Source organism: Halostagnicola kamekurae, assembly GCF_900116205.1.
GTDB lineage: Archaea > Halobacteriota > Halobacteria > Halobacteriales > Natrialbaceae > Halostagnicola > Halostagnicola kamekurae.
In genome coordinates this window covers 1,124,300-1,145,742 of sequence record NZ_FOZS01000002.1, presented here as the reverse complement: position 1 = coordinate 1,145,742, position 21,443 = coordinate 1,124,300, and the positions used below count along the sequence as shown (strand labels likewise).

The 21,443-nt window shown below is 66.0% G+C and carries 19 protein-coding genes; 6 read left to right on the top strand and 13 right to left on the bottom strand.

The window, feature by feature from the left end; all coding sequences use genetic code 11:
• The first annotated feature begins 136 nt into the window (after nucleotides 1-136).
• The 3 genes from BM348_RS13595 (at nucleotide 137) to BM348_RS13585 (ending at nucleotide 4,584) form a co-directional block, all read left to right on the top strand.
• Nucleotides 137-2,713 (top strand): glycoside hydrolase family 3 protein, encoded by a 2,577-nt coding sequence (locus BM348_RS13595; protein ID WP_245779451.1) that lies wholly within the window; start codon nucleotides 137-139, stop codon nucleotides 2,711-2,713.
• A 99-nt stretch (nucleotides 2,714-2,812) separates the two neighbouring features.
• Nucleotides 2,813-3,502 (top strand): creatininase family protein, encoded by a 690-nt coding sequence (locus BM348_RS13590; protein ID WP_092905360.1) that lies wholly within the window; start codon nucleotides 2,813-2,815, stop codon nucleotides 3,500-3,502.
• Between the two features lie 83 nt (nucleotides 3,503-3,585).
• Entirely contained in the window at nucleotides 3,586-4,584 is a 999-nt protein-coding gene (locus tag BM348_RS13585; protein WP_092905358.1) for a zinc-binding dehydrogenase, read from the top strand.
• 93 nt (nucleotides 4,585-4,677) lie between these two features.
• Here BM348_RS13585 and BM348_RS13580 read toward each other — a convergent pair whose 3' ends face one another.
• Genes BM348_RS13580 through nikB form a run of 4 tightly spaced genes read right to left on the bottom strand, consistent with a single transcriptional unit; the run spans nucleotide 4,678 to nucleotide 10,421 of the window.
• Nucleotides 4,678-6,228 (bottom strand): ABC transporter substrate-binding protein, encoded by a 1,551-nt coding sequence (locus BM348_RS13580; RefSeq protein WP_092905356.1) that lies wholly within the window; start codon nucleotides 6,226-6,228, stop codon nucleotides 4,678-4,680.
• Nucleotides 6,225-8,540, bottom strand: coding sequence for a dipeptide ABC transporter ATP-binding protein (locus tag BM348_RS13575; protein WP_092905354.1), 2,316 nt, complete (start codon nucleotides 8,538-8,540; stop codon nucleotides 6,225-6,227). Before BM348_RS13575 ends, BM348_RS13580 begins: the two co-directional genes overlap by 4 nt.
• Before the next feature lies 1 nt (nucleotide 8,541).
• Nucleotides 8,542-9,471 carry a nickel transporter permease gene (gene nikC / locus BM348_RS13570; protein WP_092905352.1) on the bottom strand — a complete coding sequence of 310 codons (930 nt, stop codon included), beginning with the start codon at nucleotides 9,469-9,471 and terminating at the stop codon, nucleotides 8,542-8,544.
• On the bottom strand, nucleotides 9,468-10,421 hold the full coding sequence (nikB, locus tag BM348_RS13565; protein WP_092905350.1) for a nickel ABC transporter permease: 954 nt from the start codon (nucleotides 10,419-10,421) through the stop codon (nucleotides 9,468-9,470). The genes nikC and nikB overlap by 4 nt, the downstream gene beginning before the upstream one ends.
• A gap of 298 nt (nucleotides 10,422-10,719) precedes the next feature.
• Between nikB and BM348_RS13560 the strand changes: the two genes are divergently transcribed.
• A complete protein-coding gene (locus BM348_RS13560; RefSeq protein WP_092905348.1) occupies nucleotides 10,720-11,958 on the top strand; it encodes an HD domain-containing protein in 1,239 nt (412 codons plus the stop codon).
• Here the strand turns inward: BM348_RS13560 and BM348_RS13555 are convergent.
• Nucleotides 11,955-12,419: a hypothetical protein gene (locus BM348_RS13555; RefSeq protein WP_092905346.1), complete on the bottom strand. Its 465-nt coding sequence runs from the start codon at nucleotides 12,417-12,419 to the stop codon at nucleotides 11,955-11,957. The genes BM348_RS13560 and BM348_RS13555 overlap by 4 nt on opposite strands.
• 126 nt (nucleotides 12,420-12,545) lie before the next feature.
• On the opposite strand from BM348_RS13555, the gene BM348_RS13550 reads away from it, so the two are divergent.
• Nucleotides 12,546-13,568: an amidohydrolase family protein gene (locus BM348_RS13550; RefSeq protein ID WP_092905344.1), complete on the top strand. Its 1,023-nt coding sequence runs from the start codon at nucleotides 12,546-12,548 to the stop codon at nucleotides 13,566-13,568.
• Between the two features lie 57 nt (nucleotides 13,569-13,625).
• On the opposite strand, the gene BM348_RS13545 is transcribed toward BM348_RS13550, so the two are convergent.
• The 3 genes from BM348_RS13545 to aspS all read right to left on the bottom strand — a co-directional run bounded on the left by BM348_RS13545 (nucleotide 13,626) and on the right by aspS (nucleotide 16,779).
• Entirely contained in the window at nucleotides 13,626-14,405 is a 780-nt protein-coding gene (locus BM348_RS13545; RefSeq protein WP_092905608.1) for a 4-phosphopantoate--beta-alanine ligase, read from the bottom strand.
• 112 nt (nucleotides 14,406-14,517) lie between these two features.
• A complete protein-coding gene (locus BM348_RS13540) occupies nucleotides 14,518-15,345 on the bottom strand; it encodes a pantoate kinase (RefSeq protein WP_092905342.1) in 828 nt (275 codons plus the stop codon).
• A 129-nt stretch (nucleotides 15,346-15,474) separates the two neighbouring features.
• Entirely contained in the window at nucleotides 15,475-16,779 is a 1,305-nt protein-coding gene (aspS, locus tag BM348_RS13535) for an aspartate--tRNA(Asn) ligase (RefSeq protein ID WP_092905606.1), read from the bottom strand.
• A 171-nt stretch (nucleotides 16,780-16,950) separates the two neighbouring features.
• Between aspS and BM348_RS13530 the strand changes: the two genes are divergently transcribed.
• Nucleotides 16,951-17,796, top strand: coding sequence for an SIR2 family NAD-dependent protein deacylase (locus BM348_RS13530; protein ID WP_092905340.1), 846 nt, complete (start codon nucleotides 16,951-16,953; stop codon nucleotides 17,794-17,796).
• A gap of 26 nt (nucleotides 17,797-17,822) precedes the next feature.
• Here the strand turns inward: BM348_RS13530 and BM348_RS13525 are convergent, their stop codons facing one another.
• The 5 genes from BM348_RS13525 to BM348_RS13505 all read right to left on the bottom strand — a co-directional run bounded on the left by BM348_RS13525 (nucleotide 17,823) and on the right by BM348_RS13505 (nucleotide 21,377).
• Entirely contained in the window at nucleotides 17,823-18,467 is a 645-nt protein-coding gene (locus BM348_RS13525) for a helix-turn-helix domain-containing protein (protein WP_092905338.1), read from the bottom strand.
• A gap of 108 nt (nucleotides 18,468-18,575) precedes the next feature.
• Nucleotides 18,576-19,277 carry a phosphoglycerol geranylgeranyltransferase gene (locus BM348_RS13520; RefSeq protein ID WP_092905336.1) on the bottom strand — a complete coding sequence of 234 codons (702 nt, stop codon included), beginning with the start codon at nucleotides 19,275-19,277 and terminating at the stop codon, nucleotides 18,576-18,578.
• 152 nt (nucleotides 19,278-19,429) lie between these two features.
• A complete protein-coding gene (locus BM348_RS13515; RefSeq protein ID WP_092905334.1) occupies nucleotides 19,430-19,750 on the bottom strand; it encodes an AzlD family protein in 321 nt (106 codons plus the stop codon).
• The gene (locus BM348_RS13510) at nucleotides 19,740-20,513 is read right to left on the bottom strand and encodes an AzlC family ABC transporter permease (RefSeq protein WP_092905332.1); all 774 of its coding nucleotides are present in this window, start codon (nucleotides 20,511-20,513) and stop codon (nucleotides 19,740-19,742) included. Before BM348_RS13510 ends, BM348_RS13515 begins: the two co-directional genes overlap by 11 nt.
• 117 nt (nucleotides 20,514-20,630) lie before the next feature.
• The gene (locus tag BM348_RS13505; RefSeq protein WP_092905330.1) at nucleotides 20,631-21,377 is read right to left on the bottom strand and encodes a class I SAM-dependent DNA methyltransferase; all 747 of its coding nucleotides are present in this window, start codon (nucleotides 21,375-21,377) and stop codon (nucleotides 20,631-20,633) included.
• Between the last annotated feature and the right edge of the window lie 66 nt (nucleotides 21,378-21,443).

Sequence of the window (21,443 nt, the reverse complement as noted above, 5' to 3'; positions counted from 1 at the left end):
CGGGCGGATTTTCGGTTTTCATCGGCGTTCTGTGTACGCTGATCGTACGGAACTCTATTTCTCCCTTACAGTCGCCGTTCGTACTCCCTACCCCGGAAAATTATTTACCCAGGATATAGTTGTCTCTCTCAGTATCATGACAGATAATGACAAACTCGAGTCTGACGAAACGGACGCGTCCCGGCGCAGCTTCATGAAAGCGGCCGGGACTGCGACGGCGACCTCGGGCGTCGCCATCGGATCGAACACCGTTGCAGCCGGCGAGAAGGGAGATCGGATGAACGCACGAGAAGTCGATCAGTTGCTCGAGGAGCTAACACTCGAGCAGAAGGTCGGACAGATGACGCAGGTCGCGATCGACAACCTCGGCGATGGGTTCGGTCCCGACACCGCGTTCAACGACCACGACGACGTCGACACGGTGGGAGAGCTCTTTACGGAACTCCACGTCGGTTCGCTGCTCAACGGTGCCGCGACGGGGCCGACGTTCGACGGCGAGAAGTTCGTCGCGGGACTCAACAGGCTCCAGAAGTTCGCCGTGAATCACACCGATCCCGCGATCCCCTTCATCTGGGGCTGTGACGCCCTGCACGGGAACACCCTGCTCGAGGGCTGTACGAGCTTCCCACAACGGCTGAACATGGGCGTCACCCGCGACATCGATCTGGTCGAGCGGGCGGCGACCCACACCGGCGGGGAGATCGCGGCGATGGGCGGCCACTGGATCTTCGGGCCGACGCTCGATGTCCTCCGCGACATGCGCTGGGGACGATACTTCGAAGGCCACAGCGAGGATTCGATGCTGCTCGGCGAGATGGGGAAAGCTCGCGCCCGCGGCTTCCAGCGTACGGGACGGGTCACCGCGACCGTCAAACACTTCGCCGGCTACGGCACGCCGAACACCGGCTCGGACCGGACTCACGCCCGGACCTCGATGCGGGACCTTCGAACCAGGCAATTCGACCCCTATCGGCGCGGACTCGAGGAGGCCAAGACGGTGATGGTAAACAGCGGCGCGGTCAACGGCAAGCCGGCCCACGTCTCGCGCTGGCTCCTGACGACCGTGCTGCGGGACCGGTTCGGCTTCGAGGGCGTCGTCCTGACCGACTGGGACGACTTCGAGCGGCTGATCAGCAACCACGAGTACCTGCCGGACACCGACGAGGGGTGGCGAGAGGCCGTCCGGCGGGGTATCGAGGCCGGCGTCGACATGCACATGTGCGGCGGCGAGGTCGCGCCGACGCAGTTCATCGACACCGCCGTCGACCTCGTCGAGAGCGGCGAGCTTTCCGAAGCCCGCATCGACGAGTCCGTTCGACGCATTCTCGCGCTCAAGGCCGACCTCGGACTGTTCGAGGAGCCGCTCGTGCCGGAAGACGAGATCGGCGACCTCGTCGGCGGCGCACGAGATGTCTCCGAGCGCCTCGCCAAGGAGTCGCTGGTCCTCCTGCGAAACGAGGAAGAGACGCTGCCGCTCGAGGGCGTCGAGAACCTGCTTTTGACCGGTCCCGGCGTCCTTGAGGGGACCGAGAACCGGTTCCTGATGCAACACGGCGGCTGGACGCTCGGTTGGCAGGGGATCGAGGACGGCAACCTGACCGAGGACGGCCCGCGCCCTCGCCAGAACACGATCGAGGGCGAACTGAAATCGCGGCTCGGCGACGGGCTCACGCACGTGCCGACGGAGTACGACCCGGCCGCCTTCGAGAGTCTCTACGAGAATTTCGACAACGGCTTCTTCGACGTGACCGACGAGCAGGAGGCGGCGATCCGATCGGCCGCGCCCGGGTCCGACGCCGTCGTCGTCGTCCTCGGCGAGGGGACGCACAACGAGGGCTTTGGCGACCGGGACAAGATGCGGTTCCCGCCCGCCCAGCGCGAACTCGTCGAACTTGTCGACGCCGAGACCAGCGATGATGTCCCACTCGTCGGCGTGATCCTCGCCGGGTGTCCGCGCGGCACGGCGGAGACGTTCGAACACCTAGACGCCGTGATCTTTGCCGGCCAGCCTGGGAGCGACACCGGCGTCGCGGTCGTCGATACGCTGTTCGGCGACTACAACCCCTCGGGGAAGCTCCCGTTCACTTGGGAGTCCCACGTCGGGCACGTCCCGCAGATTTACGACGAGTACCCGCCGCGTCACCCGGACGGAGCCGGCAATCAGATGGTTCAGTTCGAGTTCGGCTACGGCCTCTCCTACACCGACTGGGAGTATTCCGACCTGTCGCTGTCGACCGACGCCGTCAAAAATCCCGCGTCGACGCCGACGATTACCGCACAAGTGACCGTCCACAACACTGGCGACACGGGCGGCGAACACATCGTCGAGGTGTACAACACCGAATCCTACGGCTCCGTGCTCCAGCCCCACCGGCGACTGATGGGCTTCGAGCGGGTATCCGTAGCCGCCGGGAACAGCGAAACCGTCTCTCTCGAGCTCGACCTGTCGACGCTCGAGGTCGTCCCCGGTGACGTGCCCGGCTGGCGCTCGAGAGTCGTCGAAGCCGGCGAGTACGAGCTCACGGTCGGCTCCGACTGGGGCGTGAACGCGAGCGACGAGGACGGCGGTGAGACGACGACGCTGACCGTCGGGAAGACCGCTTCGATCACCGACCCCGAACCGACGCCGGGTCGCTACGACATCGACAACGACGGCGACGAGGACTTCATGGACGTGATGGAACTCTATCGCCAGCTCAAACACCGGCGCTGACTGGCACACCTACGGTGTTGCCTGCGCACCCGACTCGGTGGCGCTAACTGGCGCACGCGAATCGATATTTCTTATGCGCTGACTCGAGTTTTTCCCATAATGCGACTCGAGACGAGTTCCTGGACCGAGGTAGAAGAGACAGCGCCGACGACCGCGCTCTTACCCGTCGGCAGCACGGAACAACACGGCCCGCACGCGCCGGTCGGGACCGACACGATCATCTCGCGGGCGATGGCCGAGGCGGCAGACCGCGAGTCGACGGCGGATTCGGTCGTGCTACCGGCGCTTCCCGTCGGCGTCGCACCGTACCACGGACACTTTCCCGGGACGCTTTCGGTTTCGACCGAGACGCTTGCCAGCTACGTCCGCGACATCCTCAAGTCGCTGTCTGACTCGAGCGTCGAACGGGTCGTGTTCGTCAACGGCCACGGCGGCAACGGCGGGACGCTCGGGAACCTGGCCCGCGAGGTCGCCGACGCTGCGGAACCCGACCTTGAGGCGTTCCTCTGGGAGTGGATGCGCGCCGTCGACGAACACGTCGGCCACGCAGGGGAACTCGAGACGGCCGTCTTGCTCTACCTGTATCCCGACGACGTCGGCGACCCCGTCGCCGGCGACGCCCTCGAGTGGGACGACACGGTAGACGGCGGCGTCGTCCACCGGTTCACGGAGGAGTTCAGCGAGAACGGCGCAGTCGGGGACCCAACGGGCGCGACAGCGGAACAGGGCGAAGCGGTGTTCGAGACGGCGGTCGACGCGCTCTGCTCGTTTCTGGATCGGATCGAGTAATCCACTCCCGACACCACAACTCTCCACACTCGATCGCCGCAACCGCCGCATATTCCCCGCCGGCGGCCGAACGGCGAATCGACATGTCTTCCGAGATGACTGCCCACGTGATCGAAGAGTACGGCGATCCGGAGGTCTTCGAGAAAACCACGCGCGACGTTCCGGAGCCCGAATCCGAGGAGATTCGCGTCGAGGTCGTCGCCTCGAGCGTCAACCCCGTCGATTACAAGATCCGGCAGGGTGCGATTCCCGACTTCACACCCGACCTCCCCGCGGCGCTTCACTGTGACGTGTCCGGCGTCGTCGACGCCGTTGGCGCGGACGTCACGCGGTTCGAGGAGGGAGACGAGGTGTACGGAATGCCCGGCGGCGCGGGGCGACAGGGCTCGCTCGCCGACTACGTCGTCGGCCACGCGGGAACGTTCGCCCGCGCTCCGGAATCGATCTCGCTCGAGGAGAGCGCGGCGCTGCCGGTCGTCGCGCTCACCGCCTGGGAGATGCTCGTCGAGAAGGCGACGGTCTCGCTCGGCGACGACGTGCTCGTCTACGGCGCGACGGGCGGCGTCGGCCACGTCGGCGTGCAGGTGGCGGACTGGCTCGGTGCGCACACGGTCGCGACGGCCTCGAGCGACGACAAACGCGAACTCGCGAGCGCGCTCGGAGCGGACGCGACGGTCGACTACACCGCAACCGAGGTCGAATCCTACGTCGCAGAACACACGGGCGGCAGCGGCTTCGACGTCGTCTTCGATCCGGTCGGCGACGACCACATCCAGACGGCCTTCGAGGCCGTTCGACCGTACGGCACAGTCGTCACGACCGAGTCGAGTTCGACCCAGGACCTCTCGGCGATGCACCAGCGCTCGCTCGAGCTCGGCGTCGTGCTCGTTATCCTCCCGGTCTTGCTCGGCGAGCACCAGGAACGGATCGGGCGCGAACTCGAGGATATCGCGACGCTGGTCGACGACGAAGTCATCGAACCGCACGTCGACGACCGGTTCGCGTTCGAGAACGTCGCCGAAGCGCATCGACGCGCCGAAGAAGGGGATTTCAGCGGCAAGATACTGCTCGTCAACGAGTGATCGACTCGCCGTTAGGTACGCTGAATCGACTCGCCGTTTACCTCGCCGGAGTGATCGGCTCGGCGTCCGCCACGCTGGTATCCGTTCCCGATTTCACTCGTCGCCGACGGTGATCGACTCGAGGCCGTACCGCGATTCGACCGGGTGCGGTTCGTAGCCGTTCACATCGGTCTGGGTCGCGACGACGGTCGTGTAGTTCGTGAGAAACGCGACCGGCGACTCCTCGAGAACGATCGATTGGATCTCGTAATAGCGGTCTTTTCGCGCCCTCCGACTCGTTAGTTTGCGCGCTTCCTCGAGGAGCGTATCGACGGTCTCGTTTTCGTAGCCGTGGTGGAGCGTCGCCTCCTCGGAGTGGAACAGCTCGGCGAGTCGGTCGGGGTCCGGATAGTAGAGCGTCCCCCACGACGTGAGGTAGGCGTCGAACGAGCCCTGGCTGACCTGCTCGAGCATGGCGTTGTACTCGATCGTCCGCACGTCGACGTCGAAGCCGACCGCCGAGAGGTCCGATTGCAACACCTTGGCGATCAGCGGGAGGCTCCTGGCGTCGAACGTGGGGATCTCGATCTCGAGCGGCTCTCCGTCGCGCGTTCGAACGCCGTCTTGCCCGGGGTCGGCCGACCAACCCGCATCTGAGAGCAGGCCGCGAGCCCGCTCGGGGTCGTGGCCGTAGCCGTCCAGATCGGGGTTCGCCCACTCGGTGACGTCCGTCGAAAACGGTCCCACGGCCGGATCGTCGACGCCCTCGAGGACCGACTCGGTGAGCGACTCGAGATCCATCGCGTAGTTCGCCGCCCGCCGGACGCGTTCGTCGTCGAACGGCGCCGAGGTCGTATCGAACGTCAGGAACCTGATCCGTGGGATCTCGGGCGTGTACACGTCGATACCGTCGGCCGATTCGAGCGCGTCGATCGCCCGTCGCGGCAGGATTCTCGCCATCTCGAGTTCGCCGCCCTCGAGTTTCATGCGCCGCGTCTGGTCGTCCTCGACGCGTTCGTAGCGGACGGATTCGATCGCCGGCTCGTCGCCGTGATACGCCGCGTGTCGAGTACACGAGAGCCCGCCGGCGCTCTCGAAGGAGTCGACGGCGAACGGCCCGGTGCTGACCGGCTCCGAGACCGAGCCGTCCTCGTCGAACGTGGCCGGGTTCAGAATCACCGCCTCGTTTCGCGAGAGGTGGGCCGGAAGGGGCGAAAACGGGGTTTCGGTCTCGACGATGACCGTGGCGTCGTCCGTGGCCTCGACCCCTTCGATCGGAAGCGCCGCGAAGGCGGCCGACTCGAGCGTGCGCTCTAGCGATTCGACTGCGGCCGCCGCGTCGAGGGAGTCGCCGTCGTGGAAGGTCACGTCCTCGCGCAGCGTGAACTGCCAGCGGCGCTCGTCGCGGCGCTCCCAGTCGGTCGCGAGTTCGGGTGCCGGGTTCGCGTCGTAATCGACGCCCACCAGCGCTTCCGTGACGCCGAGGCGTCGGAGCATGCTGCCGCCGTCGAGCGGATCGGGGGAGGCTTCCCACGGCGCGCCGATGCGCATGTCGGCCGTCTCGATATCGCTCGAGAGACAACCGGCGAGCGCGAGGACGCCGGCTCCGGCGGCCGTTTTCAGCGCGGTACGTCGATTTAGCTGCGTCGGTATTCGATCGCTCATTTTGAGTTAGCGTCGTTCGATCGGCCCGCCCGATCGGTATTCGACCGCTGGTCTGTTGCCGTCCAATCCGGCGCGTACAGGCACCGAGACTTCGAATCGCCCGTCGCCTCGAGCGACGGATCGACTCGAGTGCACTCCTCGGTCGCGGCCGGGCAGCGGGGGTGGAACGCACATCCCTCTGGCGGCGCCGACGGGTCCGGCGGGTCACCGGCGAGCCGACGGTCGTCGGACCCATCAGACGCGGATAGCCGCGGGCTGGCGTCCAGCAACGCCTGAGTGTACGGATGCGTCGGGTCGGACATCGTCCGATCGACCGGTCCGACCTCGACGAACCGCCCGAGGTACATCGTCGCGACGCGGTCGGCGACGGTCCGCACGACCGCGAGATCGTGGGAAACGAACAGGTACGCGATCTCGAGTCGGTCCTGAAGGTCCGCGAGGAGGCTTAGTATCGTCGCCTGCGTCGACGGGTCGAGGGCGGCCGTCGGCTCGTCGAGGACGAGCACCGACGGCTCCGGCGCGAGCGCTCGAGCGATCGCGACGCGCTGGCGTTGCCCGCCCGAGAGCTGACGCGGATACCGATTGGCCAGATCGGGCGAGAGCGCCACGAGCGAGAGGACTTCGTCGACGCGATCCGCCCGCCGCGCGTCGTCCCACCCGGCCTCGATCAGCGGCTCTGCGATCGACTGGCCGACCGTCCGCTTCGGATTGAGACTCGCTCCCGGATTTTGGAAGACGGTGCCGATCTCGGCGAGCTGGTCGTTCGTCCGGGAGTCGACGCCGCCGACGGCCTCTCCGCGAAGGCGAACGGCCCCCGCCGTCGGCACCTCGATTCCGGTGACGAGCCGCGCGAGCGTCGATTTCCCGCAGCCGCTCTCGCCGACGAGCCCGAGCGTCTCGCCCGACGATAGCTCGAGCGAGACGCCTCTGACCGCGCGGATGGGGTCGTCCGCTCCGAGCCACGGGAGCCGATCGACGAGCGATTCGGACCGTCGGAAGCGCTTTCGCACGTCCTCGAGTTCGATCAGGGGTCGGTCCGAGCGCTCGCCGGACGGACCGGAAGCGTTCGGGGCGGAGGTGGCGGACTCTATCGACGCCTCGGCATCGACGCGCCGACGGCGGACGGTCGACCCACCGTCGACCATCGGCTTCGGGTCGCTGCCTCGCTCACGAGACGAACCGTTCGCGTCGAGGCCGTCCGTGGACCGGGTTGGGTCCCGCGTCGGCATCGACTCGAGCGTCGCCTCCCTCGCCTCCCGCACGCCGCAGCGAACGGTGTGGGCGTCGCTCTCGAGTCGGCTCGAGCGCTCGCCGCCCACGGCGACCGTCGGCTGACTCCGTTCCCGACAGGTCGATCGCGCGAACGAACAGCGATCGGCGAAGACGCACCCGGACGGCGGAGCCGAGCGATCCGACGGCGATCCGGAGGACATCGACGGTCGCGACCCTGGATCGGACCGATCGAATACTCGGGGGTCGGATCGGCCGGGAAGACAGCCGAGAAGCGTCTTCGTGTACGGGTGAGCGGGGTTCGAACGAATCGAATCGACCGGCCCCCGCTCGACGATGTCGCCGTCGTACATGACGAGAACGCGGTCGCAGCGTTCGGCGACGACCCCGAAGTCGTGACTGATCAGGAGCACGCCCATCTCGGTGGCGTCAGTGAGCGCCTCGAGTCGATCGAGAACCGCGCGCTGGGTCGTCGTGTCGAGTCCCGTTGTCGGCTCGTCGGCGATCAGGATCTCGGGCCGGCGAGCGAGCGCGATGGCGAGCAGTATCCGCTGACGCATGCCGCCGCTACACTGGTGGGGGTAGGCGTCGATCAGCGCCTCGGGCCGCGGGATGCCCACGGTCTCTAACAACTCGAGGACGCGCTGTCTCGTCCGTCGAGTCCGAAGACGAGAACGTACGCTCGTGGCGAGTTCCTCTAGTATCGACTGCCCGCCTACCCTTCTCGATGCTCGGATCGCCTCCGCGATCTGCTCGCCGACCGTGTAGACCGGATTGAGCGCCGTCGACGGGTCTTGAAACACGAGCGCGAGCGCTCGAGCGCGCAGGCGTCGACGCGTGCGGTCGTCGGCGGTCGTCGTCTCGATTCCGTCGAACTCGATGCTCCCCTCGACGATTTCCCCCGGCTCCTCGAGGCCGACGATCGATCGCGCCGTGACCGACTTGCCACAGCCGCTCTCGCCGACGAGTCCGACGGTTTCGCCGGCCCTGAGTTCGAACGACGCCCCGTTGACGGCGTATACCGGGTCCGAGCCGTTCTGGAACCGAACGTGGAGGTCCTCGACCGTCAGCGTCGCACCCACGTCAAGATCGCCTCCGTTTTCCGTCCTCGAGGTGGTTCGGATCCAGGGCGTCGCGCAGTCCGTCCCCCAGCGAGTTACACCCGATCACGGTGAGCGCGATCGCGACGCCGGGAGCGGTGATGAGCCACGGTGCGGACCGAAGGTACGTGCGGCCGTCGGCGATCATCGTCCCCCACTCGGCCGTCGGCGGTTGCGCGCCGAGGCCGAGAAACGAGAGGCCGGCGGCGGCCAGGATAACGGTGCCGAGGTTGAGCGTCGCCAGAACGACGACCGGACTGACGACGCTCGGCAACAGGTGGCGTCTCGCGATCCGGCGGACGGGGGTGCCATAGAGGCGGGCCGACTCCACGAACGGCTGTTCTTTGACGCCGAGGACGGCCCCGCGGACGACCCGCGCGTAGGTGGCCCACCCGACCACCGAGAGCGCGATTACAACGTTGGGCAGGCTCGGTCCGAGCGTGCCCGCGATCACGAGCGCGAGGATCAGGCCCGGAAACGCGAGTTGGACGTCGACCAGTCGCATCAACGCCGCGTCGACGATGCCCCCGCTGACACCCGCTAGGAGCCCGATCGTCGTACCGAGAACGACCCGGACGCCCGTCGCAACCAGGGAGAGCCCGAGCGAGACGCGCGCCCCGTAGACGATGCGGGTGGCCACGTCCCGGCCCAGCGCGTCGGTTCCGAGCGGGTGGGCGAGCGTCGGGCCCCGAAGTCGAGCCTCGAGCACCTGCGCGGTCGGATCGTAGGGTGCGACCAGCGGGCCGACGAGAGCGACGAGAGCGAGCGTGCCGACGATCGCGCTGCCGAGGCGAACCTGTCCGTTCGAACGGAGCCTCGTCCCGGCGCGCGTGGCGGAACGTTCGCGAACCGCGTCGACGAGCCGACTCGCGACGAGACGCGCTCGGTCACCGGCGGTGTCCGACTCGCTCATCGGGCACCACCGCCGATCGACGTCGGCTCGAGTCTCGGATCGAGCGCGAGCGAGGCGAGGTCCACGAGCTGGTTGATGGCGACGAACGCGGTCGCGGTCACGAGCACGACGCCCTGGATAACCGGAACGTCTCGAGCGAAGACCGCGTCGACGAGCAGGGTTCCGAGGCCCGGTCGCTGGAAGACGACTTCGACGACGACCGCGCCGTTGAGCACGAACCCGAACTGGAGGCCGACGAGCGCCAGGACGGGGACGAGGGCGTTTCGAAGCGCGTGTTTGGTCACCACGACCCGCTCGCGGACGCCTTTCGACCGCGCGGTATCGACGTACTCCGCCTCGAGCGCCTCGAGCATCGAGGCGCGAACCAATCGCGTGAGGACCGCCGCCGTCGCGGTGCCGAGCGTGATCGCGGGGAGCACGAGGTGATCGATCGTTCCAGCGCCCGAAACGGGCGTCAGCCCGAGCCGGAGCGAGCAGACGAGAATCAGGAGGTATCCGAGCCAGAAGTTCGGCATCGAAACGCCCAGGGTCGCGACGAGCTGGCCGGTTCGATCGATCCAGGTGTCGTGATAGACGGCGCTGACGACGCCCGTCGGAACGGCCAGCAGCAGCGAGATACCGATCGCCGCGAGGGCTAGCTCGAGCGTGTTCGGAAGGTACTCGATCAGCAGCGACGATACCGGCTCCGAACGGGCATAAGAGGTGCCGAGATCGCCTCGAACTGCGTCCGTCAGCCACGAAACGTACTGCGTCACGAACGGTTCGTCGAGGCCGTGTTCCGCGCGAAACGCTTCGGTTGCGGCGCTCGATGGCGGGCTCTGACGTTGCTCTCGAAGGATCGTCGACGCCGGATCGCCCGGCGTGAGAAACACGAGCCCGTAGGTGAGAAAGGAAACGCCGGCGAGCACGACCGCGAACGACCCGAGGCGTCGAAAGAGGGCACGTATCACGGGGTATCAACTCCGGGCACGTCGCAGCCGACGACTAGACGTTCTGCGGTCTCGAGACGCCTGCCGCCTGACCGACCGTAATCGAACCACCAGCGCACGGTAATCAATTTAACTTTAGGTAGTGAAAGATTGGTTGTAATACTTTGGGTTTGGCCGTCGTGACGGTGGGGCCATCAGTTCCATTTGGATTTTACTAATACTGCTATAGCGCGTGGACGGCCGTCTCAGAGGATGTAACCGGGAAACAATCTCCACTGTGACACGACGGTTTTTGTAGTATCCGGCCGAAACGCCGGTGATGAAGGTGATCAAGGATAGCGTCCACGACCACATTCAGATCGAGGGCGTCGCTCGAGAGCTGATCGACACGCCCCAGATGCAACGGCTCCGACGGATCAGACAACTCGGAACCGTGTCGCTGGTCTATCCATCGGCGAACCACACCCGATTCGAGCACAGCCTCGGCGTCTATCACCTCGCGTGTCAGGCACTCGAGCAACTCGGCGTGGACGGGCCACTGGCCAAGCGCGTCCAGGCCGCCGCGCTCTTGCACGACGTGGGACACGGTCCGTTCAGTCACAACCTCGAGTCGGTGACCCACCGCCGGACGGGCCGATACCACGACGACGTCCACGACCTGCTGGCCGACGGCGCGGTCGGGGACGTCCTTCGAGCGCACGACCTCGACCCGGCGTCGGTCGCGGATCTCGTCGCCGGCGACGGACGATTCGGCCAGCTGATATCGGGCGAACTCGACGTGGATCGGATGGACTACCTCGTCCGAGACGCCCACCACACCGGCGTCCCGTACGGAACCATCGACCACGGACGCCTCGTTCGCGAACTCTCCTTCGTCGACGGCGAACTCGTCCTCGCCGAGGGGAACGTCCAGACCGCAGAGAGCCTCCTCGTCGCGCGGGCGCTCATGAACCCGACCGTCTACAGTCACAGCGTCGCTCGGATCAGCAAGGCGATGCTCAGACGAGCGGGCGAGCGGCTCATAGAGCGGACCGAGACCGACGCGGCGACGCTCCAGCGCATGGACGACTACGATCTGATCGCCGCGTTGCGCTCGAGTCCCGAGACGGCGGCGTACGCCCGTAGGCTCGATCACCGTGACCTCTACAAGCGCGCCGTCTGGGCGGAAATCGACGACGTGCCCGGCGGGATCATCGAGGCCGACCACGAGACGATTCGCGAGTTCGAACGCGAGATCGCCGCCGAGGCCGGCGTCGACGCGGACGCGGTGATCCTGGACGTTCCGGGCCGACCGTCGATGACGGAGTCGACGTCTCGAGTGATGGTAAACGGCGAGGTACGGTCGCTTGGCCAGCAGTCACCGCTCGTCGACGCCTTGCGCGGGGCCCAGTACTCACAGTGGCGACTCGGCGTCTACTCGCCTGCAGACTCGAGCGTGCGGGTCGGTCGTGCGGCCCTCGACGTTCTCGGACTGGACATCGACGGGCCGCTGGTCAGCGACGTTCGGGACGGGTTGTACACGACACTGGATCAGTTCGGCGGCGACTCGAGCGCCTAGGATTCGTCGGTGGTGATCTCGATCCGCAGGTCGTCGCCGTCGGCCAGCGTGTATTCGGCTGGGTCGACCTCCTCGCCGTCGACGAAACTCGAGATTTCGGTTCCGTCCTCGCTCTCGTCGTACGTCGTGCCGTCGATCGTGAGCCGACGCGTTCCGTTCTCCTGTGTGTACTCGAACGCCGGGAGCAAGTCGAGGCCCTCCGCGATGGTCACGCGGCTCTTCCCTTCCATATACCAGTCGTCGTCGCCCTCGTGGAGGTGAAAGGAGAGCGACTCGTCGTCGACGTTCTCGGACTGGAACTTGTCCTGCGAGAGGTCGAACTCGGAGCCGTCGATAAGCAGTTCGATATCGCCGGTCTCCCTGATCCGATCCGAGCCCTGATTCCCGCGACCTCGCCCCCTGTTCAGGCAGCCGGCGAGCGAAATCGCAACGGATCCGGCGAGCACGGCCCGTCTGTTCATATCGATTCGTAGCGGTTCGGTGGCCAAAAGATGTCCGTTCCAGCTCTCCCATTGTCGGATTTCCGACAACGGGTCTCGCCCGACCACCAGCGAACGGTTCAAGGGGATGACAGCGAAAGGGGACCTATGGAACGTACGGGCACGATTCTTCGGGGGAGGGAGTTCGAACCCGTCGAAGGACGACTCGTCGTCGGCAGCGACGGCCGTATCGACCGAATCGAAGAAGAACGCGTCGAGAGCGACGACGTCATCGTCCCCGCGTTCATCAACGCACACACCCACATCGGTGACTCGATCGCCAAGGAGGCCGGCGGCGGCCTCTCGCTCGAGGAACTCGTCGCGCCTCCGGACGGGCTGAAACACCGCCTGTTGCGCGAGGCGTCGCGAAACGAACTCGTCTCTGCGATGAGCCAGTCGCTCCAGTACATGGAACGTGCGGGCACGGCCGCCTGCCTCGACTTCCGCGAGGGAGACGTCGAGGGCGTCGAAATGTTCCGCGAGGCCGCCGCCGAGAAGGACATCGAGGCGCTAGCGATGGCTCGCGGCTCGATCGAGGCGATGGAGGCGGGCGACGGGTTCGGGGCCAGCGGCGCGAACGACGACGTCTTCGACCGCGAGCGCAGGGCGACCCGAAACGCGGGCAAGCCCTTCGGCATCCACGCCGGCGAGGTCGACGAGAGCGACATCAACCCGGCGCTCGATCTCGATCCGGACTTTCTCGTCCACGTCGTCCATCCGCAACCGCTTCACCTAGAGCGGATCGAAGACAGCGAGGTGCCGATCGCCATCTGCCCCCGCTCGAATCTCGTCACGGGCGTCGGCCTGCCGCCCGTCTCGGACCTCCTCGAGCGCACGACCGTCGCGCTCGGGACCGACAATGTGATGCTCAACTCGCCGTCGATGTTCCGGGAGATGGCGATGCTCTCGAAGCTCACCGACGTCCCTGCCGAGGAGATTCTCCGAATGGCCACGGTCAACGGCGCTGAAATAGCCGATCTCGAGTACGGCGTGCTCGAGCCCGGCAAGAAGGGGAAGTTCATCGTCTTCGACGGCGACTCGAGAAACCTCGGCGGCGCCAGAGACCCAGTCCGCGCGGTCGTTCGGCGCGCGAGCGTCGACGACATTCGCGAGGTCGTCCTCTCGAACTGAGCGGTCGTTCTCTCGAACTGCGCCGTCGTCCGTTCGAACTGAGGGAGATGCGCTGCCTCAAAGCCGCCCGGATCGAATCCGCTGTTCGGCCGCCTCGAGCGCTTCGTCCCGATCGAACTCCTCGACGATCGCTTGAAGGGTCGACTCCGTCTCACCCTCGAGCTCCCGTGCGTGCTCGGTCATATTCGGCACGGCGCGAATGATGTTGTCGACGATCGGAATTTCGGCGACCTGCGGTGACCGCGAGAGCGGGTTGAGGTCGATGACGATTTCAGTTTTGCCCATGGCCTCGAGCGCTTCGGCTCGGTCGCCGTCCTCGAGGGGAACCACGACGACGTCAGCCGCGTAAATGCCGTCCGAGTCGACCTTCGCGCGCTTGTGGTCCAAGTTCGGAATGCGTGCGTCCGCCTCGATCCCCTTTACGTCCTCGGCCCCGTGCTCGGCGAGATGGTCGACGATAGCGTCGATCCGCTCGGGCGTGCGATTGAACAGGTTGACCTCGAGGTCGGCGTCGACGGCGGCGGCGAGTTGGACCATCTCTCCGGGAACCAGGGCGGCGACGTTCCCGTTGATCGAGAGAACCGGCTCGTCCGCGAGCAACAGTCGTGCGGCGGCCGCGCGCTCGGCGGCCGCGGCGCTCGGAATCGTCTCCTCGCCGAGGAGGTAATCGAAGGCGCTCCCGCGGCCTTCAGCGTGCATTCCCTGTAGATGCGTGATCCCCTTCTCCACGCCGGCCTCGATCCGGTGGCGCGTGAGCAGGTCCTGATATCTCGGGTGATCCTCGGGAATCTCCTCCTCGTGGTCGACCTCGGCGGGGACGGTCTCGTGATCGCTCACGACTCGTCGCTCGCGTTCTCCGATAAAAAGCCGACCGATTCTCGAGGCGTTCGTCTCCCTGACTAACAGCTTTGGCTCGCCGGTGGCGAGATCACTGCGAGAAGCGACGGCGTTATCTGAGGACCGCACCCGCCGGATACGTTTCGCACGAATCGGGTTCGTAGCCGGCGTCCGAGAGCCCGGTTCCGAGCGCGAACACCGTGTCGCCAAGCATCGCCATCGACGCCCGCCCGTCGACCTCGGCGACCTCATCGAGCGCGTCGCGAACGGTCGGCGTGAGCAACTCCGCCTCGCGAGCGAAGCCGCTCGAGGCCTCGACGAACGTCTCGAGGGTCGGCTCGTCGACGACGCGCGAGAGCGCCCGCTCGCCCGCGGCCGACAGCACCTCCGTATCGCCCGACAGCACCTCGGCAGTCGAGAGTTGTCCGAACGAGACGTACTCGACGCGGGATCGCGCCGGAATCCCGTCCAGTTCGTTCGCCGCCGGGCCGCCCGGCTCGAGACGGATCGGAACGCCACCGCGAGCCTGCGCGACGACGTCGCCGAGGCCGGTTCCGGCTCGCACTTCCGCGACGTGGGCGATCGTCACCAGTTCGTTTCGCGAGCGCCGACGGTCGAAGACCTGATTGGCCGCGAGCGCCGTTCCGAGCGCCATCGCGCCCGAGACGCCGAACCCGGCACCGAGGGGTATCTCGGCTCGAGCCTCGACGCGAGCGGACACCTCGAGGGACTCGAGCACTCTCGTGACGGGTTCGACGTCGATCTCCCGACCGTCGAGGACGACGACGGATTCTTCGGCCGGACTGACCGTCACTTCGACGCCGTCCGATAGGGTGAGTCCCGCGCCTCGAGAGCCGGCCTTGGCCGGGTCCTCGTTCGGATGTGCGCTAAAAAATCCCGTAATGTGGCCCGGGACGAACGCCGTCGCTTCCTCGCGCATGTGACCGTGCTTTCGTCCCGGCGGGTATAACGTTGAAGATTTCGTCGGAGGCCCAGTCGCTGACGATCACGCGGGAATAACGCAGGATCGGAGATCCTGCGAACTCCCCCTCGACAGTTGCGCTGTCGCCTATGGCGACAGACGCTGTCTGTCTCGCGGGAACAGAACTGCCTCTCGAATGTTCTCGAGGCCGAGAATCGTCATCACGAGTCGCTCGCCGCCAAGACCGAAGCCGGCGTGAGGCGGCATGCCGTACTTGAACATCTTCGTGTAGTACTCGAACTGGTCGGGGTCGAGTCCCTGCTGCTCGAAGCCTTCGATGAGCTTCTCGTGTCGGTGCTCGCGTTGGCCGCCGGAGACGAGCTCCATCCGCGGGTGCATCAGATCGAAGCCGGTAGAGAGCTGTTCGTCGTCGTCGTGATCCTTGATGTAGAACGGCTTGATCTCGCTCGGCCAGTCGGTGATGAAGTAGTGGCCGCCGACGTCTGCGCCGAGGGCCTCCTCGGCCGCCGTCGAGAGGTCGTCGCCCCAGACGAGCTGTTCGTCCAGTTCCCCCGTGGCGTTGATCCGTTCGATGGCGTCCTCGTAGCTGATGCGCGGGAACGCTTTGTCAGGCACCTCGAACTCCTCCTCGAGGCTGAGCGCCTCGAGTTCGTCCTGACAGTTCGCCGAGATCGCCTCATAAGCCGCGGTGACGACGCCTTCGACGACATCCATCGCGTCGTTCTGGTCGCAAAAGGCCCCCTCGAAGTCGATCGAGGTCGCCTCGTTCAGGTGTCGCGGCGTGTTGTGCTCTTCGGCGCGGAAGATCGGGCCGATCTCGAAGACGCGTTCGATGTTCGAACCGGCGATGAGCTGTTTGAACAGCTGTGGCGACTGGTTCATGAAGGCCTCCTCGCCGAAGTACGTGATCGGGAACAGCTCCGTCCCGCCCTCGGTCCCCGTCGCGACGATCTTCGGCGTGGTGATCTCCGTCGAGTCGAACTCGCGGAACTGCTCGCGAACGGCCCGGAGGATCTCCGCACGGATCTCGAAGACGGCCTGTACCTCCTCTTTGCGGAGGTCGAGGGTCCGGTTGTCGAGTCGGGTCGACATCTCCGCGTCGACCTTCCCCGACGGGTCGAGCGGCAGTTCGGGATCCGCGGCCGAGACGACCTCGAGCGATTCGGGCGTCACTTCGACGCCCGTCGGCGCGCGCGGCTCTTCCTCGACGGCGCCGGAGACTTTCACGACGCTCTCTCGAGCGACGCCCAGTCCCGTCTCGACGAGGTCCTCGTCCATCTCGTCTTTCTCGAACTTGATCTGGATCTTCCCGGTCGCGTCGCGGAGGATCAGGAAGGCGATGCCGCCGAGGTCTCGGATCTCGTGGACCCACCCGGCGACGGTGACGTCGTCGCCCGGCTCGGCGTCGGCAGTGTAGGTTCTGTCCTGCATACCCACCGATTCTCGGAGCCGCAACTTAAGCGCCATCGTTCGCGCTCGCGGCCGATTCGACCCCGGTCGTCGAGACGACTCGAGTTCCAGCGACCGCTCGGCGGTTGCGGGGCAGCTCGCCGTCTCTCCGTCCATCACACAGCCTTTGGTGTGGCGCCTCGAGTATCGAGTATGGACGACCTCGAGCGACTCGCCGACGAGATCGAACGAGCGGAGACGGTCGTGGCGTTCACCGGCGCGGGAATCTCGGCGCCCTCGGGCGTTCCGACGTTTCGAGGGGAAGGCGGCGTCTGGGAGCGCTTCGACGAAGGCCAGTTCACCTACGGGCGATTTCGACGAGACCCCGAGGGATTCTGGGAGGATCGACTCGAGCTTCACGAGGCGATGTTCGGCGACGGCTACGAACCGAACGTCGCACACGAAGCGCTCGCGGCGCTTGGATCGGCGGGCTATCTCGACGCGATCGTTACCCAGAACACGGACGGATTGCACGAACGGACGCTGCCAGCTGGCGAACCGAAAACCGACGAGGAACGCCAGAACGACGCCGGTACCAATCTCGACGAGGGAAACCGGACCGGCTCCGATACCGACCGCGACGAGGAGACGACACTCCTCGAGCTACACGGAAACGCACACCGGGCGGTTTGTGCGATGTGTAGCCGTCGCATCGACGCCGAGGACGCTCGCGAGCGAGTCGCTGACGGCGAACTTCCGCCGACCTGTGACTGCGGGGGGACGTACAAACCCGACGTCGTCCTGTTCGGCGAGCAGCTTCCGGGTGCGACGCTCCAGCGTGCCCGTTCGCTCGCCCGCGAAAGCGACGTCTTCCTCGCGATCGGCTCCTCGCTCGTCGTCGAACCCGCCGCGTCGCTCCCTCGGGCGGCGAGTTCGACCGGCGCGACGCTCGGGATCGTCAACCTCGAGTCGACGCCCAGTGACGACGCTGCGGAGATCGTCCACCGCGAAAACGTGACGGCGGCGCTGCCGAAACTCGAAACGCTGCTTCTCGAGTGAAATCGCTCGAATCTCCGGCCGATCGCCTACGCAAGGTACGCTTCTATCAAACGCGCCTGTCCTCGCCGGATGCGTTCGCTGACCGCCTGATCCGAGATGCCGAGCGCGCCGGCGATATCGCTCAGGGTCGCCTCGCGGGGCACCGAAAAGAACCCGTACTCGTTCGCAAGCGTCAGGGCCTCACGCTGGGATTGAGTCAGAACGCTCTCTCCCGTCTGCTCGCCGTCGGCTATTCGCAGCAAGTCGAACTCGACGCCCTGCCGCTCGAGGAACCGGTGGTACTCGGTAAAGGAGCCGCGATCAGGAAACCGCATCTCGAACGTCCAGCGGCCGTCGACGGCCCGACTGGTGAGCAGTTCGCCCCCGAGTGCGACCCACCGTCGGTAGCTCTCGATGACCTCCGTTCGGCTTCGATCACTTCGCTCGAGGCGATAGAGGTCTCGACCACCGCTTCGCTCGAGGCGATCGAATCGCGCGACCGTCCGATCTCGCTCGAGCGCGCGGTCGACGTTCGTCTCGTCGGGAGAGCGGATCCAGCAGAAGAGAATTGGTTGCTCCGGCACGAGCGCGTACTGGCGCTCGAGTTCGATGTCGAGCGCCGGTGCGGCCTCGAGCGTCGGCCCCAGCACGAAATCTGGAGACGCCACTTCGAATTCGGCGAGGAGGCTCATACCCCACGTCGCCGGGCAACACGCAAAACCGTTTAGGCCAGTGATACATTTTCCAGCGCGATCGGCGTAAGTACAATCTCGGCCGCTGGTCACATCACCAAGAATACGTTAGGCGTCGTTAGCGGCCTCGACCGTTTCGCGGACCGCCTCGACGCCTGCTTCGTGAGCGAGGTTGCCGACGACGATCACGTCGGCGTGGGTCGCCATTCGGAAGGCCGAATCGTAGCCGTCGATGCCGCCGCCGTAGAACAGGGTCGACTCGTCTGTCGCCTCGGCCGCCGCTTCGACGATGGATGGGTCGCCGAAGGTCCCCGAGTACTCGAGGTAGACGATCTCCTGTCCGAACATACGCTCGGCGATCTGCGCGTAGGCGGCGACGTCTTCGGCCGAGAGGTCGCAGTCGGCTTCCGTGTAGGTCGCGACGTCCGCGTCGGGGTTCATGACGATGTACGCCTCCGTCGACGTTCGCTCCCAGTCGAGTTCGGTGTCGAGTCGAACCCACTCCTTGTGCGCGCCGGTGATCCAGAACGGCGAGCCAGCGTTGAACACCGTCGGAATGAGGTAGCCGTCGAGCGCGTCGTCTTCGACGACCACGTCGGGGCTCGAGGGCTCCTGATAGAGCGCGACGTCGTGTTCGGCACAGGCCTCGATGACGGCGCTCATGTTCTCCTCGGTGATTCCCATCGTCCCCCCGACTTCGATGGCGTCAGTTCCGGTCGCACAGAGGTCGCCGTAGGTGACACCCTCCGGAAGATCCTTGTCGGGATCGATCTTGAGGATGTGGTTCCAGTCCTCCCATGGCGTAGTCATACCGCCCCGTTTTCCGACAACGAGCAAAAGCCCTGCGAATCGGTCGCTTCCCGAGAATCGGTCCGTATAACGCTCCGGGCCGGTATTCTGTGGTCTCGGGTCCAACGGTATCGAACGCGGGTACGGAACTCGAGCGCCCCGATCATCGGCGCTCAGACGACCGCTCTGAAAGCGACGACGGAGACGACGCCAGACACCAGCGCCAGCAAGATGTTCTCCGTTCGCCACATGACGAGCAGTACGACGCCGCCGGCGCCCCACTCGGCGGGTCCGCCAGCCGCGAGTTCGGGACCCAGCAGCGCGATCACGATCGCGCCCGGTAACACCGAGAGTCCCGCCTCGAGGCGGTCGCTCACGTCGAATCGGCTCAACAGCCACAGGCCGCCGACTTTCGTGAGGACCGTGGCGGCCGCCATCGCCAGGATCACGGCGACGACGATCGGCTCGAGCGAGAGCGCACCCTCACCCGTCATGGCGAATCACCTCGACGAGCGCGGCCGCGAGACCGCCAACGATGACGTACCACTGTCCGGGGAGGACGTTCGCGGCGGCGATGGCCGTTCCCAGCGCGACGAGCCACGGGACCAGCGTCGAGGTCCCCTCCCAGAGTTCGACCGCGAGCGCGACGAACACCGCGGCCAGGATGAAATCGAAGCCGTACTGCTGCGGGTCGCCGATCGCGCCGCCGACGGTCGCCCCGAGGACGGTCGAGACGACCCAGAACAGCCAGAGTGCGAGTCCGCTTCCCAGCAGGAACGCGCCACGCCCGCTGCCCGACTTCAGATCGCGCATCGTCAGCGCCCAGTTCTCGTCAGCCATGAAAAACAGGCTCCCGTAGGCCTGCCTCGAGGTGAGTTTGCGAAACCACGGCCTGAGCGCTGCGCCCATCAGCGAGTACCGCAGGTTGATCGCGAACGTCGCGAGGAGGATGGCCGCCACCGGGATCGGATCGGCCCAGAGTTCGACCGCGACGATCTGGGACGCGCCGGCGAGCACCACCGCGCTCATCAGCGCGGCTTCGGCGACGCTCAGTCCGGACTGGCGCGCGAGCACGCCGAAGGCGACGCCGTAGCCGCCGACGCCGATCGCGATCGGGATGCACGTGAGGATTCCGGTCCGGATCCCGTCTCGAGAGAACGTCACTGAGCCGGTCTGCGTTTCTGCCGGAGGGCGTTCGCTCTCGGGCGGGGACGAGTCTGGCGGGGCGGATCCGCCCGTCTCCGTATCAGTCGACATTGATTCGGTCTCCCCGAATCGAACGCGTCCGGTGCCTAAATCGCTCTCGAAACCGCGCGAGGACGGCCGGTTTCCGTGTCACGTGCACCCACGCCGTCGGCCACAATGGAGAACGAGTCATTCGGCGATCCAGACCATCTCCTGACTCGCCTTCTCGAGCGGTTCGCGGTCGAAGCCGCCGAACGCTCGCCACGAAGCGAACGGTGAGAGTCGAAAGAGCAGTTCGAACTCGCGTCTCGAGACCAGCGCCAATGGCGTATCAGTTTGGAAGAGCCGGTCGCCGTCCCCATCGAAAACTACCGCCCGGACCCGGGCGAGTTGTTCGACCTCGTCGATGATTTCGGTTTTCGTTCGGTACGTGTACGACGCTCCGTCGACCTCGAGATGGCGTTTTTCCCACGTGCCGTACTGTTGGCAGATGACCTCGAAACTCGGGGCGAACGCGTTGAGGACGAGACGGCCGTCGGACGCGAGGGAGTCGTGAATCCGCTCGAGGGCCTCGAGTTGCTCGTCGATTTCAGTGAGGTGCAAGAACGCGCGAAACGGGACGGTCACGAGCGCGTACTCCCGGCCGGCCTCGAACTCCGTCACGTCGGCTTCCCACACGGTCGGCTCGAGGCCGTCTTCGGCCGCCTTCCCGCGAAGAACGTCCAGCATTCCGCTCGAGACGTCGATGCCGTCGGCGTCGACGCCCGCTCGAAGCAACTCGAGGTAGATCCGGCCCGTCCCACAGCCGATCTCGAGGACGGGGCCGTCCACATCGGTGGCCAGGTCTCGATAGAACTCGCGGTCGCCGTCGACGCTTTCGCCGTAGACGGCGTCGTAAAACGCGGCGGTATCGTCGAAGTACTCCTCAACCTCCATGCGACAGGCAACGAATCGTGACACAAAAACGGTAGCCGTGGTTTGTCCCGCGATACCAAAGCACAA

Excerpts from the sequence above, each read along its gene's own strand:
- BM348_RS13595 (WP_245779451.1), top strand. The coding sequence starts at position 137 with ATGACAGATAATGACAAACTCGAGTCTGACGAAACGGACGCGTCCCGG.
- BM348_RS13590 (WP_092905360.1), top strand. The coding sequence starts at position 2,813 with ATGCGACTCGAGACGAGTTCCTGGACCGAGGTAGAAGAGACAGCGCCG.
- BM348_RS13585 (WP_092905358.1), top strand. The coding sequence starts at position 3,586 with ATGTCTTCCGAGATGACTGCCCACGTGATCGAAGAGTACGGCGATCCG.
- BM348_RS13580 (WP_092905356.1), bottom strand. The coding sequence starts at position 6,228 with ATGAGCGATCGAATACCGACGCAGCTAAATCGACGTACCGCGCTGAAA.
- nikC (WP_092905352.1), bottom strand. The coding sequence starts at position 9,471 with ATGAGCGAGTCGGACACCGCCGGTGACCGAGCGCGTCTCGTCGCGAGT.
- BM348_RS13560 (WP_092905348.1), top strand. The coding sequence starts at position 10,720 with ATGAAGGTGATCAAGGATAGCGTCCACGACCACATTCAGATCGAGGGC.
- BM348_RS13555 (WP_092905346.1), bottom strand. The coding sequence starts at position 12,419 with ATGAACAGACGGGCCGTGCTCGCCGGATCCGTTGCGATTTCGCTCGCC.
- BM348_RS13550 (WP_092905344.1), top strand. The coding sequence starts at position 12,546 with ATGGAACGTACGGGCACGATTCTTCGGGGGAGGGAGTTCGAACCCGTC.
- BM348_RS13540 (WP_092905342.1), bottom strand. The coding sequence starts at position 15,345 with ATGCGCGAGGAAGCGACGGCGTTCGTCCCGGGCCACATTACGGGATTT.
- aspS (WP_092905606.1), bottom strand. The coding sequence starts at position 16,779 with ATGCAGGACAGAACCTACACTGCCGACGCCGAGCCGGGCGACGACGTC.
- BM348_RS13530 (WP_092905340.1), top strand. The coding sequence starts at position 16,951 with ATGGACGACCTCGAGCGACTCGCCGACGAGATCGAACGAGCGGAGACG.
- BM348_RS13525 (WP_092905338.1), bottom strand. The coding sequence starts at position 18,467 with ATGAGCCTCCTCGCCGAATTCGAAGTGGCGTCTCCAGATTTCGTGCTG.
- BM348_RS13520 (WP_092905336.1), bottom strand. The coding sequence starts at position 19,277 with ATGACTACGCCATGGGAGGACTGGAACCACATCCTCAAGATCGATCCC.
- BM348_RS13515 (WP_092905334.1), bottom strand. The coding sequence starts at position 19,750 with ATGACGGGTGAGGGTGCGCTCTCGCTCGAGCCGATCGTCGTCGCCGTG.
- BM348_RS13510 (WP_092905332.1), bottom strand. The coding sequence starts at position 20,513 with ATGTCGACTGATACGGAGACGGGCGGATCCGCCCCGCCAGACTCGTCC.
- BM348_RS13505 (WP_092905330.1), bottom strand. The coding sequence starts at position 21,377 with ATGGAGGTTGAGGAGTACTTCGACGATACCGCCGCGTTTTACGACGCC.